This is a genomic window from Mahella sp., from assembly GCF_020054945.1.
In the GTDB taxonomy this organism is placed as follows: domain Bacteria; phylum Bacillota; class Clostridia; order Mahellales; family Mahellaceae; genus Mahella.
Window position 1 is genome coordinate 35,762 of record NZ_JAIHAU010000001.1, and the last position, 18,141, is coordinate 53,902.

Genomic DNA, 18,141 nt, shown 5'->3' on the forward strand with positions numbered 1-18,141 from the left:
TCACCAGGCCTTTCCTGCCGATCCAAAGACCTTTATCTTTTCTTCTACTACACCCGCTGTCTTTTTTCTTATTTCATTCATTAATAAGGCAAGTTCAAGCCTGTTTCCTGACATATTCCGGCATACTGTTACACCAGCCTCGGATATATCGGTGAAAATGTTGATTTTAGAGATACCCAATTCTATGGAATGTGTAAAGTCATTGTCCGAAAGACCCGAACCTCCATGCAGTACCAGCGGCACATCCACAGCATGGCGAATGTCATTTAGGCGCTTAAAATCCAGGTGCGGCGTTCCCTTATACACGCCATGCACAGAACCATATGAGATAGCCAGAGCGTCTACTCCGGTCTTTTTTACGAATTCCACGGCTTGTTCCACCTTGGTAAAAAGATCTGGATTCAACGTTTCGGCATCTATATCACGCCCCACATACCCGATCTCGCCCTCAACCGACACGCCAACGGCATGCGCTACTTCTACTATATTGCGCGTTTGAGCTATATTCTCTTCAAATGGCAAAGCGGATCCGTCGAACATAACCGATGAAAATCCGAAGCGTATGGCCTTCATTGTATTAGTAAAGGTCTTGCTGTGATCCAGATGCAGCGCTATGGGTATAGAAGACCTCTCTATACGTGAAAGCGCCATATCGGATAATATATTAAGATCGAGAATGCTCAATAATCTCTCTGGCACGCCCACTATAAGCGGCGAATTTAAGCTTTCAGCCGCCGTTATTATGCCTTCTAACGTTTCCATATTTATGAAATTAAATGCTCCCACGCCATAGCCTTCATTCTGAGCCTTCTTTAATATTGGCACAATGGTAGTTAACGGCATTATATTTCCCCTCTCTCATTTTAAAATGGCATATCAATGCGATCGCATTGATATGCCATCGAGTATAGTTTTATTTTTTAAACGCTTCGGGATTGACGCAATTTGGCGGCAATTGACCGTTAAGCGCCGCTACTACGTTGTCCACATCCAACAAGCCCATTTTTGTACGCGTCTCTATCGATGCACTGGCTATATGGGGCAGCAGTACAGCATTATCCAGCTCGGCCAAGCCGGGTGTGAGCTCCGGCTCATTCTCGTACACGTCCAAGCCTGCGGCCCATATCTCACCTTCCTTGAGCGCATTTACTAGCGCTTGCTCGTCTACCACCGGGCCTCTGGATGTATTTATCAATACGGCCGTTTTTTTCATCGTTCTGAATTCATTCTCGCTTATAAGATGCCTGGTCGATGGCAACAACGGCACATGCAAGGATATGAAATCCGATTCTTTCAATAATGTTTCTTTATCAACAAATCTGCCACCGGTTTCGGCTTCAAATCTAGGATTAGGGTTTACATCATTATATAGAACGGTCATATCAAAGCCTTTTGACTTTTTGGCAAATGCCGTGCCTATACGCCCGCTACCTATAATGCCCAACGTCTTGCCGGTTATGTCCTGGCCAAGGAAAAGCATCGGCGCCCATCCTTTATATTTACCTTCCCTTGTGAATTTATCGGCCGGAACTATGCAGCGCGCAGCGGCAAACAATAGAGCCCACGCCAGATCAGCGGTGGTGTCGGTCAATACTTCCGGCGTATTTGTAACCAGTATACCCCTTTCGGTAGCCGCAGCTACGTCGATATTATCATAACCGACCGCGTAATTGGCGAATATCTTAACGCCCTTTGCAACGTCCATAACCTCGGCATCGATTTTATCGACCAATTGGGTTATAACGGCATCGCGACCGCGCACTTTCTCCAGAAGCTCCTGTCGCGTAAGCGGACGATCCTCCGGATTAACCTCTACTTCCAAATCCGGATTATTGTATAAAGCCTCCATAGCCTTAGGGGGCAGAAGCCGTGTCACATAAACCTTCCATTTAGCCATATGTATATTCTCCTCCTTCTATAATTTTGCCCATGCCTCAGTGAGCACACGCTTGGCATTTGCTATAACCAGTTCGGGGCATTCATCGCCGACGGGCTTGACTTCAAAGCTTACCACAGGCGGGTTCTCGGGATTTAAGAATCCTATATCCAATAGCACTTTCAAGAAGGCCACGGTTTCATCCACATCATTCTCTCCGCCTTCTATGCCAAAGCGCGGGTGTTTATCGCCGTAAGCAGGATGTGTTTTATCCTTTAGCACACAGTTGCCCAAATGAGCATGCGTCAAATAATCTTTTACTGGCAATAAGGCCTGCTCAGCCGATTCATTCAGCTGTGGTATATGGCTCAGATCTACCACAAGGCCGAAATTATCACATTGTTTGGATATAGCCTCGGCAAAAGCTTTAGCGTCGGCTGCCGGTCCTATAAGCGACTTTTTCTCTATATCGCGGTCAAAGACCTCAAGCTCTACGCGCATATCGCCCTTGGACTTAGCATAATTGCAAAGTTCCACAGTAGACTTTATCAGGGCGTCCATGGCAGCATCTTTTTTGTCATCGCCTGGATATTTGCCGCTTAAAAAGGCGAAACCCGACGCGCCCATTTCGTAAGCCTCATCTATACCCTCTTTTAATGTCGCCAGGGCTTTCTGCCTCATATCCTCGTCCAACGAGTTGATGTCGAAACCTGTAGTCAATAACCTAGGCTGCGCGCCATATCCCACAGTCATATGGGATGTTTTGAGGATTTTTTTGGCTTCGGCTTTTGCCGCGGGATCCTTTATCCACGATATCTCTACAGCATTAAAATAATCATCTTCAGCAATCTTCTGCAGCGTCTCCGCTACAGGACCCTCACCGTTGAGCACGGGATAAGCCATGAAATGTATTATACCTACTTTCATATACTTATACATGGATTCTATCATAGTCATGCAACTCCTTTCTCGATTATAGAATATCACATTTTGCAACAAAAAGCAATATGATGGTTGAAATTTTATTGATTTTTTCCATACTAACCTATAATTATATCAAATCTACCGCTTTTATTTACACAGAGCAAGCTATCTGATATATACCAGTCTCGCAAAAACCCAACATCTCGGCCTTGGTAAGTTTACCGCCGACTACCTTCAGTATTTCGTCGTATATTTTCAAGCCCATGCTTTCTATAGTATCTTGCCCTGTTAATATAGTACCTGCATTTATATCTATATTATCCAGCATTTTTGAATAGGTATCCGGGTTACCGGTTATCTTTATGACAGGTGCTATGGGATTGCCTAAAGGCGTGCCTAATCCAGTCGTAAAAGCAATTATCTGGCATCCTCCGGCCACCATGCCTGTGACTGCTTCTACATCATAACCTGGCGTATCCATTATATTCAAGCCTTTTACAGAAGGCGTATCAGCATACCCTATAACGTCTACTATAGGTGATAGGCCACCTTTATGTATGCATCCCAATGACTTCTCTTCTATGGTGGTTAAACCGCCTTCCATATTGCCCGGAGAGGGATTGCCGCCACGCAGATCAACACCCAATCGTTTTACCTCTTGCTCGACATTGGAAACTATTTTAAGTATTTTGGCCGCTACCTCTTCATTTATCGCTCTTTTGGCCAATAAATGCTCGGCACCTATAAATTCCGTCGTTTCTGAAAGAATTGACGTGCCTCCGTCTTTAACTATCATATCGCTGGCATAGCCTAGCGCTGGATTAGCAGCAATACCTGATGTGGGATCAGAGCCACCGCATTTAGGTCCGAGAATCAATTGCGAGCTGTCGCATTGCGTCCTCTGCTCCAGCGAGGCCTGCTCCACCATTTGGTAAGCATATTCCACGCCTTTAGCTATCGCCTTGACAGTGCCACCCTCCCTTTGTATAATCACCGTCTTTACAGGCTTATGTCCTCTATCTTCTATTTCCTGAGCTAATATATGAGGTTGAGCTGTCTCGCAGCCAAGACCTATCAATACAACCCCGTATACATTCGGGTTTATGCCCAGGCCCACCAGCGTCTTTATGGTTTGTTCAGCGTCATTCCCGATCTGCCCACATCCGCGAACATTGGTAAATGTGGTTGTGCCTTTGACTTGATAGGAGATCATTCGGGCTGTTTCCGAAGAGCATGAAACGGTAGGCAGTATTAGCACATGGTTCCGCACTCCCACCCTGCCGTCACTCCTTTTATATCCCATAAACATCATGATCCGGTATACCCCCTTAAACTCCTGACATTATGAATATGCACATGTGCCCCAACCGGAACGTTTTGCGTGGTTTCGCCTATAGTTTCTCCGTATTTAATTACCCTCTGTCTTACCGGTATACTCACTATGGCAAATTTATGGTATTTGGGTATACTCTCTATAACTTTATAATGCAATATGTCTTCTCCGCATCTTATATCCACAAGCTCATCAGCTTCTAAATTATCCAATGCAACAGCCACATTGTCGTCTTTATTTATAATCAACGCCTTATAGTTCATATATATTTCTACGCCCACCTTTCACAAGTATGTACGCAAGATCATCTTAAGTTCATACAATTTACTATACGGCATCCTGCCTGCTGGTATGCGGTCGGTCATATTATCCTCACTTATCATGTTGGCAGCTAATAATGCCTCTTTTATGACAGTAGAGCCCGGTTTCCACAATCCGTATAACTTCATCAGATGTGAAAGCGTTCTATTTTGGCGCTCTATCATGCTTATATTGCTGTTTTTATACTCTTTGTACAATCCGACCAATACATCGGGCGCAAAGTTAGATATGCCGCCGATAACCCCACTTCCTCCCAGGCTTAATGTGGGCAGAAGATAATCGTCAAAGCCGCAAAATACATATATCTCCCGCTGCACACTTTGAGCTGCATCTATAATAGTTCTTATATGACTTAAGCTGTCTATAGTATCTTTTATACCAACCACCGCCGGTATGTGTTCTATGATATTTTTAAAAACACCTGGAGTAATACAATAACCTGTAAGGGCTGGATAATTGTAAATCATCATGGAGATATCCGAATTATTGGCTAAAAATTCATAGTATTGGTAGTATGTGTCATCTTCATAGTTAAAATAGTAAGGGGTTATGACCACAGCATAATCGGCCCCTGCTTTAGAGGCATATTGGGTTAACTCAAGCGATTCTCGGCCATATGTGGAGCCTGTTCCTACCAACACCTTTGCGCGATGGCTGACCTGCTTAACAGCAAAGTCAATGAATTCTTTGCGTTCATCCACTGAAAGATATGGAAACTCGCCGGTGCTACCCATAAACAATATTCCGTTTACGCCTTTGCTTAGCAAGTATTCTACAAGATGCGATTCTGCATCATAATCAATAGATCCCTGTTTATCAAATAAGGTTACTATCGGCGTTATGACTCCCTCGAGCATGTCTTTATACTCCTTTTATCTTCTGATCGTCTTTACTTTATTACTTTACAGTAATATTGTCAAGAGCCAACCAGTCTGGCAACCTCCATCCTCGCTTGTGTAAACAAGTATGTCGGTAGGCATTTGTTGTTACGGCTGTGAGGCTGCCGACGATTCCGGAAACATCTTTTTCACCACTTCATCTACCTGTTTCATATACGGTTTCCAGTAACTTATACTATCCTTATTCATAAACCAGCCTTCCACAATATACGTATCGATAGAGGGTTCATTCGCATCAGCCATAAAATAGCCGAGACTCATTAGCTGTTGTATGTTCATATCTGTATAGGTCATCTCTTGCACCGCCTTATATATATCCATAAGCTGTTCAACGCTGATCTGTTTTGAGGCTATCTTCCTTTTAAGATCATCTTTCATGGCCAACAAAAACCTCTGTTGCCGCTTGACGCGGTCGATATCCCCCATCGAAGAATATCGGAAACGCAAGTATTGCTGAGCCTTTTGTCCGTCCAAGACTTGTACCCCCTTGCTCAAGTCAATACCGTTCTTATGATATTCCACGTCCACATCATATTGTACCTCTCCGATGGCATCTATAATAGGCGCAATAGCCTCCATATCCATGCCGAAATAGTGGTCGATCTTTATGCCTCCCAAAAAGTTCTCTACCGTAGCTATGGAATTTGCAAAACCATCGCCCTTTATTCCTCCCCCGAACGGGAAAGCGTGATTGATTTTATCATGGCGTTCTTTATTGGCTATAGTAACATAGGTATCCCTGGGTATGGATAGCATGATTATTTTATGCGAGGCGAAACCGATCCTCATCACTATGATGGTATCCGTACGAAAAGAACCGAGTGAGGTTTCACGCTCTTCAGTCTTATCAAGGCCGAAAAATGCAAGCGTAATGGCGTCCTTGCCGAATGCCTGCCTCGGTTCTATGGCGCTTTCTTTTTGAAAAAACTACATCCGTAAAGCAAAAACGCTATGCACAATATTAATGCTGCGGTGGGCATAAAGCGTTTAAACATATGATCTCCCTCTCATTCACTATATGGCCTCATTATACCATCTTTTTACCACAGCCACATCTCTTTCAGGCGTCTATTCACTTTCTCTATGTCAAAGTCTTCATAGCCTTGGTAACGTCCCCAATTTACCATACTTTCATGCTCCGGATGCTGTTCATCAGCGATTATTTCTAAGAACTCTTCATAGCCCGATGCGCTGCCCACATCTTCAGGAGGTGCGTTACCTTCCCCTTCTATACATGTCGCATAGTTGAGAAAATAATCATCCACAACTTTTTCAACATCTATATAATGTTCCCAATAGTCACCGAAGTCGTAAATGTACCTTAGCCTTTTGTATCGGGGAATATACTCCGAGAGCGCTACTCCCTTCTCCAATCTTGCAGGCACTATATTTTCAAATTCATATTCATCATCATCGCACGTCAATTTGACAACTGGTGTATACCCTTCCTTATGATAATCAGGGTGTTCGCTATATAAATCATCCTGAATCTTCTCATTAGCATAAATAAGAAATTCATGTAAATGGTAGTCTTTCCATCCAAAGGCAGTCTGAATTATTTCGTGGAGAAGATCAAACGTCGTATTAAGCGGTACTATCAATTTTCTCCAAACACTTCGATTTTCAAGCTCCAATGTCACTTTAATTACTACAGCCGTGCCGTTAAAAATCGGCTTGCCAAATAGTTTTTCCAAATCCTTATACATTTCCCTGTTCGGGTGCATATATCCGCCATTTTTACCTCTTACCAAATACCTGCTTGCCTTTATACTTGCAGCCGGTTGTGGAATGGAGTTTCCGTCCAGTAAATCAGCATAATGTTGTACGACATTGCAGGCATTGTTCAATCTGCCTAATATGCTGCGATTCTTTGTTTTTGCATATCTAATTTCACCAGCATGGCTCAAGTACTGCTCTATAACATCATTTGTGATATTTTCCCGTTGAAATGTCTTATATATAGCAGTTGGTACGATATCATCGAATTTTTTGAAGTCTTTTGCTTTCAAGCCATAAAGTACTATAGTATAGTAGTTTTTGTCATTTAAAAGAACCACAGCCCTTCTATGGTCTATAGTTATTAAATTAGCATGCCAAGAAAAGAGAGGTTCCTCATCTGCTTGAGGCTCATGCTCAATTTCCAACCGATCCAACAGCTTTCTCGTACATTGTATTAACATTTCATCCACATCCTATAATATAATATTGCTTTTCACTGAGACTGCTTCTTGCATATAGTACAACGTTAATAATAGTATAGCATATTTCACCATTAATAGCTATCGCATCAATATTGCGATTCAGATGAGCGATTAGATTATCATAGCACCATGATTCCCGTATGACGCTCGTTTGGTGGTTGAAGATAGAAAAATATGTAGATAAGCGGCGCGATTTATGCTAAAATTATAGTATACAAAATTTCATTAAGAGGAGGCGTTACATAAAGTGAGCAATATAGACAGAAGTATGTTCAGACAATACGATATACGCGGCGTATTCGGTGAGGACCTGACTGAGCAGGCGGCTGTACTGCTGGGCAAGGCCTTTGGCACGTTTGCCAGACGCCATGGCAAGGACACAGTAATGGTAGGCAGAGACAACCGCTCCTCGTCATTGCCGCTGCGCGATGCCATTGTGGCAGGGTTACTATCGACCGGCTGCAGTATATTGGATATAGGGCTGGTAACCACACCGCTTTCCTATTACAGCAGGATACTATACGACATAGACCCTGCTATAATGATAACAGCCAGCCATAATCCGCCGCAGTTCAACGGCTTCAAGGTCTGCTACGGACCGGCCACGCTGTACGGCGATGATATACAGATGCTGTGCGATATGATAGAGAAGGATGATTTTATAGAGGGCAATGGCGGGACGATATCTTATGCCTACCCTATGATAGATTATATAAATATGATATGCGACAAGGTGAAGCTGGGACAGCGTAAGCTCAAGGTAGCAGTAGACTGCGGTAACGGTACGGCATCGCTGGTACACCCGCAGGCCCTGTACAGGCTGGGCTGTGACGTTATACCGATATACTGCGACTCGGATCCGCATTTCCCTAATCATTTCCCTGATCCGGTCAAAGCCGAAAATCTTGAGGATTTACGTAAGGTGGTATTGGACATAAAGGCTGACCTCGGCATAGGTTTCGACGGCGACGGCGACAGAATAGGTTTGATAGATGATAAGGGCAATATCATATGGGGCGATACGCTGATGGTATTGTTCTGGCGCGAGATATTGCCAAAATATCCCGGTACTACGGCTATAGTAGAGGTCAAATGTTCCCAGGCATTAGCCGAGGAGATAGAGCGTCTCGGCGGCAAGCCGATGTTCTACAAAACTGGACATTCGCTCATAAAGGCTAAAATGCGCGAGATAGGTTCGGTATTCGCAGGAGAGATGTCCGGCCATATGTTTTTTGCCGATGAGTACTACGGTTTCGACGATGCGCTGTACGCTGCCGCGCGTCTGTTGAGGATATTGTCCAATACTGAAAAATCGCTATCGGAGCTGCTATCCGATGTGCCGCGCTATCCATCCACGCCCGAGCTTAGGATACACTGTGACGATGACAAGAAATTAGGCATAGTGGAGCAGGCCAAAGCATTCTTCAAGGATAAGGGCTATCCCATCATAGATATCGATGGCGTGCGCGCTATCATAGACGGTGGATGGGGGCTTATAAGGGCATCCAATACCGGTCCTGAGATAATAGTGCGCTGCGAAGCCAAGACCGATGAGCAGTTGGAAAATATAAAGCGGATGGTATCGCAGGCTATTGCACCGCTGACATTGACCGAGTAAATAAAGAAAATCCCGACCGGTATGTATATTATCCGGTACGGGATTTTCTTTATTTATCAGTGTTTTTCTTATTTTTCATCTCTAGATATACGGTTTTGCCGCTCTCATACAAGCCGGCTGCGCTCAGACCCAGTGCCGATCCCACCACAAAAGCGGTGGCTGGATCCTGTGGCGCGATATACAGAAAGCCTATCGCCAACCCTATAACCCATGATACCAGCGGGCCGTATTTGGCCGGCATACCGAGGGCCTTGAATACCTCGGTTATGCCCATTATAATCGGAACTATAGCTATATCGCCTATATATGCTTGCAAGTCGCCAACACCCCCTCACAAGCATTATATGCGCAATATGGCGTCACTTATTACCGTTTGTTACGCGCCTTGCAAGCTTCCATATCTCCACCGCGGCTATGGGCACCAATGCCAGCGCTATTGCATAGATCCAATGCACGCCGTCTAACATGGCCAACTCGAATATATTTCGCAAAAATGGCACGAATATGATAACAAGCTGCATTGCAGCCGATAAAAGTAGCGCCAGTATCATAAATCTGTTGTCTGACCACTTCATGGTGAATATCGATTTATCTTGAGAACGCATATTCACCGAATGAGCCAACTGGGATAAGCCCAGCACCAAGAAAGCCATGGTACGGCCAGCTTCCTGGCTTACCGCCAGCCCTATCTGAAAAGCGGTCAGCGTAGTTATGCTGATGATCATGCCCTGCCACAATATGTTGATAAACATGGGCAGCGGTATGATGCTCTCTTTGGGATCACGCGGCGGGCGGCGCATGATGTCCTTCTCACCGCGCTCCATCCCCAACCCTATGGCCGGCAGGCTGTCAGTGACCAGATTTATCCAAAGGATATGTACCGGCAGCAAAGGCTGCACCCAGTTAAGCATAGTGGCTATGAACAATACGAATATCTCACCTATGTTGCACGACAGTAGAAAGTGTATGGCCTTGATGATATTGGAGTAAATGATGCGCCCTTCCTTAACCGCAGCTACGATGGTGGCAAAGTTGTCGTCGGTCAGCACCATATCGGCGGCGCCTTTGGCCACGTCGGTACCCACCTTGCCCATAGCTGCCCCTATATCGGCGCTCTTTAATGCAGGCGCATCGTTTACACCGTCGCCGGTCATGGCTACCACGTCGCCGCGACGCTGCCATGCTTTGACTATCTTAACCTTGTGTTCGGGCGATACCCTTGCATATACCGAATAATGTGGCACCCTTTCGACCATGGTATCATCGTCTATGTCGTCCAGCTCGGAGCCGGTTATGGCCTCATCTCCCTGCTGCAATATGCCTAAATCTTTGGCTATGGCTACAGCCGTCAATTTATGGTCACCGGTTATCATAACCGGTTTTATGCCGGCCGTGCGGCACAGTCCCACTGCATCCCTGGCCTCTGGCCGAGGCGGATCTATCATGCCTACCATGCCTAAAAATATCAAATCGGATTCCAAATCTTTTTGTTTATCGCTGTATACGATATTGTCTATCTCTTTATATGCCATAGCCAGTACGCGCAGCGCACGGCTGGCCATTTCTTCGTTTATCGCCGATATGCGTTCCATATCGTCATGGGTGAGCTCTCTCACCGCATGGCCATCGTGTATGTATGTGCAGCGTTTAAGCAACTCATCCAGTGCACCCTTTGTGAATACGACATATTTGCCCTTATACTCATGCACGGTGGTCATGAGCTTTCTCTCGGAGTCAAAGGGTATCTCGTCTACGCGCGGCATCTTATTTTCAATGTCGCTCTTATGCAGCGCCAGCTTTATGCCAAGGTCCAATAATGCCGTTTCAGTCGGATCTCCTATGGTTTTGCCGTCATCGATATCCTCTACGGCATCGTTGCATAGTATGGTCACTTTGAGCAGCATATCCATCGGGCTGCCCTCTTCTACCTCTATACGCTCGGAGGTATCGTATATCTCGTCTGCGGCATATATGCGCTGCACTGTCATGCGATTTTGCGTAAGGGTGCCGGTTTTATCCGAGCATATCACGGTAGCCGCGCCCAGTGTCTCCACTGCGGGCAGTCGTCTTATTATGGCATTGTGCTTGGCCATGCGTTGCACGCCTATGGCCAATACTATGGTGACGATAGCCGGCAGGCCCTCGGGTATGGCCGCCACTGCCAGGCTGACCGCTGTCATAAACATATCCAACCAGTCTCTACCATATAATATACCGGCCAAAAAGATCATTGCGCATATGGCTAATGCTGCTATAGCCAGCCATTTGCCCAATTGCTCCAGTCTCTTTTGCAGTGGCGTCTGGTTGTCCTCTTGTTGTCCTATCATCTCGGCTATCCTGCCCACCTCGGTATCCATGCCCGTAGCCACCACTATACCCCTGCCGCGACCGTATGTGACAGCCGACGTCATATAGGCCATATTTATCCTGTCGCCTAGCGCTATATCGTCACCGCTTAAAGTATCGGCGGTCTTATCCACCGGCGCCGACTCACCGGTAAGCGACGACTCCTCTATCTTCAGGTTTGAAGCTTCTACGAGACGAAGGTCGGCCGGCACAAAGTCTCCAGCCTCCAGCACCACTACATCGCCAGGTACCAATTGAGCGGCCGGTATAATCCTGAGCTTGCCGTCACGTATAACCTTGGCATTGGGAGCAGCCATTTTTTTCAACGCCGCCAGCGCCTGCTCCGCTCTGGACTCCTGTATCACGCCCAATATGGCATTCAGCACCACCACTATGATGATTACAATGGCATCTACCCATTCGCTGAGTATCGCCGATACGATTGCGGCTATGAACAGCACTATTATCATAAAATCCTTAAACTGCTCGGCAAACATCTGCCATATGGTGCGCTTGTGTTCTTCAGCCAGTTCATTGGTCCCATACTGCTCGAGCCGCTTTTGCACCTCCTGCTCAGATAACCCATTTTGTATGGAGGTATTTAGCTGTTGAACTATCCGCTCAGCAGCGATGTTATGCCAGTCCATCGTCACAAATCTATCCTTTCTAATATTTCTTCTCTCAGCCTCTGTTGCACTGTTTCTATGTCCATGCTGCCGTCCATTATTATAAAGCCGTATTCTTGAGCCAGATTATCGAACTGATCTTTGAGCATGGACTGATACTGTTTGAAGCTTTTGAACATATCGGGTGATATGCCGAGATCCATGCCCGATTCCCAATAATCCAGATGCCCGTACTGCATAAACGCTCTGTGAAGCAGTACGTCTGGCGATACTTGAAGATAAAATACGATGTCGGGTATAAGTGCAAAGCCGAACATCTCTTTAAGCCAAGCCCTTCTAGCACCGCGCACCATGTCCCTGGCCATCAGCGTGAATATATATCTGTCGGCCAGTACGATAAACCCGGCCTCCAGCGCCGGTATTATGTTATTCTCCAGCCTGTCTCCAAAGTCGGTGGCATATAAAAGGCTGAGCGTGGTTCTGCCGAGCAGATTTCCTTTCTTGGCCTCATCTATGGTGCCGCCTACCAATGTCGAGCGTTTAAGGCCGGTGTCCAAGACAGCGTGGCCTCTGCTTTCCAGCCAATCCTTTAGCATGTTTATCTGCGTAGAGCGCCCGGAGCCGTCCGCTCCTTCTATAACTATGAGGTAACCGGGCAATTTATCCATTTTTAGATAAGGTAGCCCGCTGCCATAAAAAAGTTTATCCTTCTGTATCATTTCTCGTACCCCTCTTCATGATTTGCCGATGAGCGGTTGTATATAACAGGTTTGTACCGCCTGAGCATAACCTCTACCATCGCCCTCATCTGCTGCTGCTGTTCTTCTATAGGCAAAGTACCGTCTATAATGTGAAATCCTTCTTTATCAGCCATGGCATCGTACTGATCCTTTATTATGCCTTGAAACAGCTTAAAGCTCTCGGCCGGATCATTGCTGAGGCCCAGATCCATACCGGCTTCATGATATTTCAAGGCGGTCCTGCCCCGCAGTATGCGCGATACCCCTACATCCACCGGCACCTGGAAATAAAATGCGGCCGTAGGTTTGACAGCAAAGCTGTATATATTCCTTACCCAGGCCGGGTCTACGCCGCGCGCTATATCTCGGGCATAAGCCGTGTATATGTACCGGTCAGCCAATACTATATAGCCTGCCTTGAGATGAGGCCATATCAGGCGCTCATATCTATCGGCAAAATCCGCCGCATGTATGAGGCTGAAGGTGGTAGGCGTCAGCATGTTCTTCTTTTTGGCCTTGCGCGTCGCATCTTTAACCAGATCCGACGAATTCCATTCTGTAAAGAACACCGTATACCCATGTTCTTCCAGCCAGCGCTTGAGCAGATATACCTGCGTGCTCTTGCCCGAGCCATCTATGCCCTCGACTATTAAAAGCTTACCGGGATACGTTTTGTTAATCCCTAATTCCTTCACCTTTCTCATCGCCATAACGTATCTCTCCTTTATAGTTTTGTAATATGTATGTTCTTACCATATACCTTCTTAAAATAGCCTGTATGATTGCTGGCATCGGCTAATTCCAATGCCCCATCACCGTTCGCTATCGCCTCCAATTTCACATAGTCATCGCTTATAGTGCATACCACATCCTTTACCACGCCGGCTTCGCTACGATCCATGCTCTCGGCCAGGCGCAGTATGGCGCTCATGCGCTGCATTTTGTCTATATCATCTTTATATAGTATATCAACATAATGTCTGGCATAACTTTTTACCATATCCTTATGATGGGAAGCCGCAATAAGGGCGCACAGCACCAATTCGCGATGACTAAAGCCGTAGATCTGCGAATTGAGTATTATATACAACGTATGCTGGGCATGATTATAATAATTGATTGCTGTACCCACATCGTGCAACAGGGCTGCTGCATATAATATCCTTTTGAAATCGCTGCCGCAGCCATGCAGCGCAGCCAATTCATCGAAAAGCTTTATGCTCAGCCCCATCACATGATGCGCATGGTGAGCATTGACGTTGTATACCTTCAATATATTGTCTATACTGGTATCCAGCACATCGCGATCGCCTCCGCACCAGTCTAGCACCTCTTTATAAAAGGCGCCTTCTCTTACGCCGTTTCCGCTTATCACAACGTTATCGATATTGGAAAATTCCAATACATTGACCAGAGCAGCCATCCCTCCGAGAAATATGTCGGCTCTGTCATCGGATAAACCCCGCATTTTCTTGCGCTGAGAAATCGTGGTGTTGCGCAGATCATCCCATAGCGATTTTACATCGGCAGCAGGCATCGCGTAACCATGAAGCAGCGACAGTTTGTAGTTCGATTTTGCTTGATGTATCTTGGCCACGTTGCGTATAGTGCCACCCACGCCAATTAAAGCGGCTCCCGGAAAGGCAGTCCATGCATGTTCCCTCAATTTGCTTTGAACAAACTCATTCAATCTGTCCACATCATCGGGTTTCGGTTTGTTTCTGCCCAGAAATGAATCGGTAAGCGTGATAGCTCCAAATGGCAGGCTAGTGGCATGAACAAGACGCCTGTGTTCAAACCGCACAAGCTCAGTGCTGCCACCGCCTATATCGACTATCAATCCGTCCTCGATACTAGTGGAATTTATAACGCCGATATAATCGTATTCGGCCTCCTGCATACCGCTTATAACCGAGAATAATACACCGGTCTGCTGCTGTACCATCTCTATAAAACGCTGTTTGTTCCGAGCCTTACGAACGGCCGCTGTAGCCAGACCAATTATACGGGTTACACCGTTTACATCGCACAGTTTCTTGAAAAGGCGTATAGTATTCACAGCGTGCTCTACAGCCTGACCTTCCAGCAAACCGCTGACCTCGACCGAGGCATCCAGCCTGACTGTCTCTTTCTGCTCATCTAATAACATATAGGCTCCGTCCTCGGCTATCTTCATTATAACCAGGCGCACGGTATTGGATCCCAAATCTATAATGCCCACCTTTTGCTCCATAACTTTTATCTCGCTTTCGTTTTCCAGCATATTATAAATGAGCGATCGAGCTGTTCGGGATCGGCTACGTCCTCAAACATATCGTTTTTAACGCTGACATCGGCAAAACCGATCTCATATAACGACGCAACCACCTTATTTATGGGAAAGGTTACCTCGGTGACTGTCTCTTCATACCCATCGAAAAGCCCCTCGCCGCGCTGCACAAAAGCCGTAAATGTAACGGCTGCCGATGCTTTATCGCGGAAAGCTATGCTTTTGCTTATAACATAGTTGCCATTTGCATCTTTGCGCACGTGTATATTATCCCAATTCTCGCTCAAATCTTTCACTGTGTTCATATCGAATAAGAACAAGCCGTTATCATCCAAATGGGCCAGGGCGCATCGAAAGGTATCCTCCCAATCGTCGTACGCTAAAAGATGATTTATAGCGTCGAACGTGCATGTTATAATATCATAGTGCCGGTTCATGCAAAAATGGCTCATATCACCGCACATGTAAGAAACCTCTATATTGGCCTGCATGGCGTTGTATTCGGCTTTTTCCAGCATTGCCTCCGATATGTCAAGTCCATGAGTCTCCACTCCATGCTGTGCGGCTTTTATAGTCAAAATGCCGGTACCGCAGGCTAAATCCAGTAGGCTGCGCGGCTTAAAGCCTATTGAGTCGAGATATTTATTCAGTCTGTCCCATACGCCTGCTGCATATTGACTCCATCCAAGTTCGTCATAAAATCTCGCAAATTGTTCATACATAGATGATTTCTCCTACTATATTTTACTAGATTATTATATATCATAATCTCAATCATGGCAAATTATTAATTAAACTATAGTGTCGAAAATGCCGAATAAAAAGAAGGATTTATAAATTTCATGTCGAATAAATATATATATAGCAAATGGAGGAAGATTTTATGAGAAAGATGAAGATTAATATATCATCTATTGCCACCAGGCTTATAGCAGCCTTTCTAATATTAATACTTATACCTGTTATATTCATAGGGTACATAGCCACTACAAACGCATCGGATGCCATTACTGAAGAGATAAGCAAAAGTACCGTCAATACCGTCGAACAACTTAACAGGACTATGGATACCGTGCTGGACATGGTCAACGGCACATCCATGGAAGTATTCGGCAATACGCAGCTTCAGGAGCTTATTACGGCAGATAAAAGCAAATTATCGGACTACGACAGATTTCAGAATGCCCAAAACATAAACGATATACTCGGATCGATAATACGTTCCAATGAATACATAAGCCTTCTGGCCATAATATGCGAGGACGGTTCATCCTACGGCGTACCAGCCGCTCCACTAGTGGACGACATCGAAGCGGTAAAGAAATCGGACTTTTACCAGAAAGCGGTAGAGGCCGGCGGTTCTCCCGTATGGTTGGATGAGCGCGATCTTAAAACATCGTCGTCGGCTGGCAGCGATGTTTATGCTGTATCCCTGGTTAGAGCCTATAAGGATTTAACGGTCACAAACAGATTAATAGGCGTGTTGGTCATAGATGTAAAATTAAAACCTATACAGGATATGCTCAACAGCATTAAACTGGGTGATACGGGTAAGGTTTATCTTATAACCCCCAGCGGCAAAATCATAAGCGGGACAAATATGGATGAAAAGGCCATATCCGATCTTAAAAACACGTCGTATATGAAAAAGATATTGTCATCTTCTGAAAAATCCGGCACATTGCATGAAACCCAAAACGGCCAGCCTATGCTGGTAAGCTACAGCAAGGCTGAGGACACCGGCTGGACGGTGCTAGGCGCAGTGCCCGAAACTGAATTGACCTCGTTGGTGGATACGCTGAGAAACGACGTAGTTATAGCCGCCGTAGCCTTTGGCATAATAGCCATACTGGTAGGCATATTCATAGCGTTATCGATGTCCAGGCGGCTGAATAAAGCCATGCAAGCGGCGGCCGTGGTAGAAAGCGGTGATCTCACCATCGATACCGGAATAACCGGCAATGATGAAATAGGTCAACTCGGCAGAAGCCTGGATTCCATGATATACAAGATAAAGGGTCTTATACAAAAAGGTATGGATTTGACTCGCGAGGTATCGGCCTCGGCCGACAATGTGGCTGCCGTATCCGAAGAAGCCACCGCCGCTTCTTCCGAGATAGCCACTGCCATACAAGAGATAGCTAAAGGGGCATCCGAACAGGCAAACGACGCTACCATGGGCGCCCAAAAGGCGAGCGAACTGGCGCAGCAGATAGATGATGTAGCCGAAAATGCCAAGGCAATGAATACCATATCTCAACAGACGCTGGGGGCAGCATCTGATGGGTTGAATGCGGTTGATACGCTCAAGAAAAAGAGCAGTCAGGTGAATGACGTGACCCAATCAATGGTAGAGGCTATACAACAACTGGGCCAGGAATCCAGAAATATTAATAACATAATAAAGGTGATAGATACTATATCCGATCAAACCAATCTGCTGGCATTAAACGCGGCTATAGAGGCGGCCCGCGCCGGTGATGCAGGCAAGGGATTTGCGGTGGTGGCCAATGAGATACGCAAGCTGGCCGAACAATCGCAAACATCGACGCGCAATATAAACGATATAATAAAGCGTATAACTGGCATGACACAGAACACTGTGAGCAATACGGAGATAATGGCCGATATCGTATCGCAGCAAAACGTTGCGGTGGACAGCGCTGCTCAATCATTCCAGAATATAGCTCAGTCGGTGCAAAAGCTATCTGAACAGATAAAATCCATAGATATTGCGGTAGAAGCAATGAATGCAAATAAGAATGGTGTACTCAGCGCTATAGAGAATATATCGGCCGTGTCCGAGCAATCGGCAGCTTCAGCTCAAGAGGTATCGGCTTCGGCTCAGCAACAGTTGGCGGCAATGGACGAGCTGAGCAATGCCGCTCAAAAACTGAACGAATTGGCCACAGACCTGTTAAATGCGATGTCGGTATTTAAAATAAGTTAAACAACCCTTTACACCTCCAAAATAGAGGGCATCCTCCG

16 protein-coding genes are annotated in these 18,141 nt (G+C 45.8%); 2 read left to right on the forward strand and 14 right to left on the reverse strand.

What is annotated here, in order from left to right:
* The 8 genes from JG770_RS00175 to JG770_RS00210 all read right to left on the reverse strand — a co-directional run bounded on the left by JG770_RS00175 (window position 1) and on the right by JG770_RS00210 (window position 7,533).
* Window positions 1-843: a class II fructose-bisphosphate aldolase gene (locus tag JG770_RS00175; protein ID WP_291953691.1), complete on the reverse strand. Its 843-nt coding sequence runs from the start codon at window positions 841-843 to the stop codon at window positions 1-3.
* A 70-nt stretch (window positions 844-913) separates the two neighbouring features.
* Entirely contained in the window at window positions 914-1,897 is a 984-nt protein-coding gene (locus JG770_RS00180) for a D-glycerate dehydrogenase (protein ID WP_291953693.1), read from the reverse strand.
* Window positions 1,898-1,915: 18 nt separating this feature from the next.
* Entirely contained in the window at window positions 1,916-2,827 is a 912-nt protein-coding gene (locus JG770_RS00185) for a TIM barrel protein (protein ID WP_363320852.1), read from the reverse strand.
* Between the two features lie 124 nt (window positions 2,828-2,951).
* The gene (locus JG770_RS00190) at window positions 2,952-4,112 is read right to left on the reverse strand and encodes a UxaA family hydrolase (RefSeq protein ID WP_291953696.1); all 1,161 of its coding nucleotides are present in this window, start codon (window positions 4,110-4,112) and stop codon (window positions 2,952-2,954) included.
* Window positions 4,109-4,396, reverse strand: a complete 288-nt coding sequence (locus tag JG770_RS00195) for a UxaA family hydrolase (protein WP_291953698.1) — start codon at window positions 4,394-4,396, stop codon at window positions 4,109-4,111. The genes JG770_RS00190 and JG770_RS00195 overlap by 4 nt, the downstream gene beginning before the upstream one ends.
* A gap of 21 nt (window positions 4,397-4,417) precedes the next feature.
* Window positions 4,418-5,311, reverse strand: coding sequence for a dihydrodipicolinate synthase family protein (locus JG770_RS00200; RefSeq protein WP_291953699.1), 894 nt, complete (start codon window positions 5,309-5,311; stop codon window positions 4,418-4,420).
* Between the two features lie 129 nt (window positions 5,312-5,440).
* Window positions 5,441-6,259 carry an LCP family protein gene (locus JG770_RS00205; protein WP_363320853.1) on the reverse strand — a complete coding sequence of 273 codons (819 nt, stop codon included), beginning with the start codon at window positions 6,257-6,259 and terminating at the stop codon, window positions 5,441-5,443.
* A 134-nt stretch (window positions 6,260-6,393) separates the two neighbouring features.
* Window positions 6,394-7,533, reverse strand: a complete 1,140-nt coding sequence (locus JG770_RS00210; protein ID WP_291953701.1) for a plasmid pRiA4b ORF-3 family protein — start codon at window positions 7,531-7,533, stop codon at window positions 6,394-6,396.
* Between the two features lie 289 nt (window positions 7,534-7,822).
* Here JG770_RS00210 and JG770_RS00215 point away from each other — a divergent pair, with 289 nt between their 5' ends.
* Window positions 7,823-9,172 carry a phosphomannomutase/phosphoglucomutase gene (locus tag JG770_RS00215; RefSeq protein WP_291953786.1) on the forward strand — a complete coding sequence of 450 codons (1,350 nt, stop codon included), beginning with the start codon at window positions 7,823-7,825 and terminating at the stop codon, window positions 9,170-9,172.
* A 49-nt stretch (window positions 9,173-9,221) separates the two neighbouring features.
* Here the strand turns inward: JG770_RS00215 and JG770_RS00220 are convergent, their stop codons facing one another.
* The 6 genes from JG770_RS00220 to JG770_RS00245 are packed head-to-tail and all read right to left on the reverse strand — an operon-like array spanning window position 9,222 to window position 15,875.
* On the reverse strand, window positions 9,222-9,488 hold the full coding sequence (locus JG770_RS00220; RefSeq protein WP_291953703.1) for a hypothetical protein: 267 nt from the start codon (window positions 9,486-9,488) through the stop codon (window positions 9,222-9,224).
* A gap of 43 nt (window positions 9,489-9,531) precedes the next feature.
* Complete coding sequence (locus JG770_RS00225; RefSeq protein ID WP_291953705.1) at window positions 9,532-12,165, reverse strand: calcium-transporting P-type ATPase, PMR1-type; 2,634 nt, start codon at window positions 12,163-12,165, stop codon at window positions 9,532-9,534.
* Window positions 12,166-12,167: 2 nt separating this feature from the next.
* Window positions 12,168-12,863 carry a thymidylate kinase gene (locus tag JG770_RS00230; RefSeq protein WP_291953707.1) on the reverse strand — a complete coding sequence of 232 codons (696 nt, stop codon included), beginning with the start codon at window positions 12,861-12,863 and terminating at the stop codon, window positions 12,168-12,170.
* Entirely contained in the window at window positions 12,860-13,594 is a 735-nt protein-coding gene (gene tmk / locus JG770_RS00235; RefSeq protein WP_291953708.1) for a dTMP kinase, read from the reverse strand. The genes JG770_RS00230 and tmk overlap by 4 nt, the downstream gene beginning before the upstream one ends.
* Window positions 13,595-13,608: 14 nt before the next feature.
* On the reverse strand, window positions 13,609-15,117 hold the full coding sequence (locus tag JG770_RS00240) for a Ppx/GppA phosphatase family protein (protein ID WP_291953710.1): 1,509 nt from the start codon (window positions 15,115-15,117) through the stop codon (window positions 13,609-13,611).
* Window positions 15,118-15,122: 5 nt separating this feature from the next.
* On the reverse strand, window positions 15,123-15,875 hold the full coding sequence (locus tag JG770_RS00245; RefSeq protein WP_291953712.1) for a class I SAM-dependent methyltransferase: 753 nt from the start codon (window positions 15,873-15,875) through the stop codon (window positions 15,123-15,125).
* A gap of 161 nt (window positions 15,876-16,036) precedes the next feature.
* Here JG770_RS00245 and JG770_RS00250 point away from each other — a divergent pair, with 161 nt between their 5' ends.
* Window positions 16,037-18,103 (forward strand): methyl-accepting chemotaxis protein, encoded by a 2,067-nt coding sequence (locus tag JG770_RS00250; protein WP_291953714.1) that lies wholly within the window; start codon window positions 16,037-16,039, stop codon window positions 18,101-18,103.
* Window positions 18,104-18,141: the final 38 nt, after the last annotated feature.

Excerpts from the sequence above, each read along its gene's own strand:
- JG770_RS00175 (WP_291953691.1), bottom strand. The coding sequence starts at position 843 with ATGCCGTTAACTACCATTGTGCCAATATTAAAGAAGGCTCAGAATGAA.
- JG770_RS00180 (WP_291953693.1), bottom strand. The coding sequence starts at position 1,897 with ATGGCTAAATGGAAGGTTTATGTGACACGGCTTCTGCCCCCTAAGGCT.
- JG770_RS00185 (WP_363320852.1), bottom strand. The coding sequence starts at position 2,827 with ATGATAGAATCCATGTATAAGTATATGAAAGTAGGTATAATACATTTC.
- JG770_RS00190 (WP_291953696.1), bottom strand. The coding sequence starts at position 4,112 with ATGATGTTTATGGGATATAAAAGGAGTGACGGCAGGGTGGGAGTGCGG.
- JG770_RS00195 (WP_291953698.1), bottom strand. The coding sequence starts at position 4,396 with ATGAACTATAAGGCGTTGATTATAAATAAAGACGACAATGTGGCTGTT.
- JG770_RS00200 (WP_291953699.1), bottom strand. The coding sequence starts at position 5,311 with ATGCTCGAGGGAGTCATAACGCCGATAGTAACCTTATTTGATAAACAG.
- JG770_RS00210 (WP_291953701.1), bottom strand. The coding sequence starts at position 7,533 with ATGTTAATACAATGTACGAGAAAGCTGTTGGATCGGTTGGAAATTGAG.
- JG770_RS00215 (WP_291953786.1), top strand. The coding sequence starts at position 7,823 with ATGTTCAGACAATACGATATACGCGGCGTATTCGGTGAGGACCTGACT.
- JG770_RS00225 (WP_291953705.1), bottom strand. The coding sequence starts at position 12,165 with ATGGACTGGCATAACATCGCTGCTGAGCGGATAGTTCAACAGCTAAAT.
- JG770_RS00230 (WP_291953707.1), bottom strand. The coding sequence starts at position 12,863 with ATGATACAGAAGGATAAACTTTTTTATGGCAGCGGGCTACCTTATCTA.
- tmk (WP_291953708.1), bottom strand. The coding sequence starts at position 13,594 with ATGGCGATGAGAAAGGTGAAGGAATTAGGGATTAACAAAACGTATCCC.
- JG770_RS00240 (WP_291953710.1), bottom strand. The coding sequence starts at position 15,117 with ATGGAGCAAAAGGTGGGCATTATAGATTTGGGATCCAATACCGTGCGC.
- JG770_RS00245 (WP_291953712.1), bottom strand. The coding sequence starts at position 15,875 with ATGTATGAACAATTTGCGAGATTTTATGACGAACTTGGATGGAGTCAA.
- JG770_RS00250 (WP_291953714.1), top strand. The coding sequence starts at position 16,037 with ATGAGAAAGATGAAGATTAATATATCATCTATTGCCACCAGGCTTATA.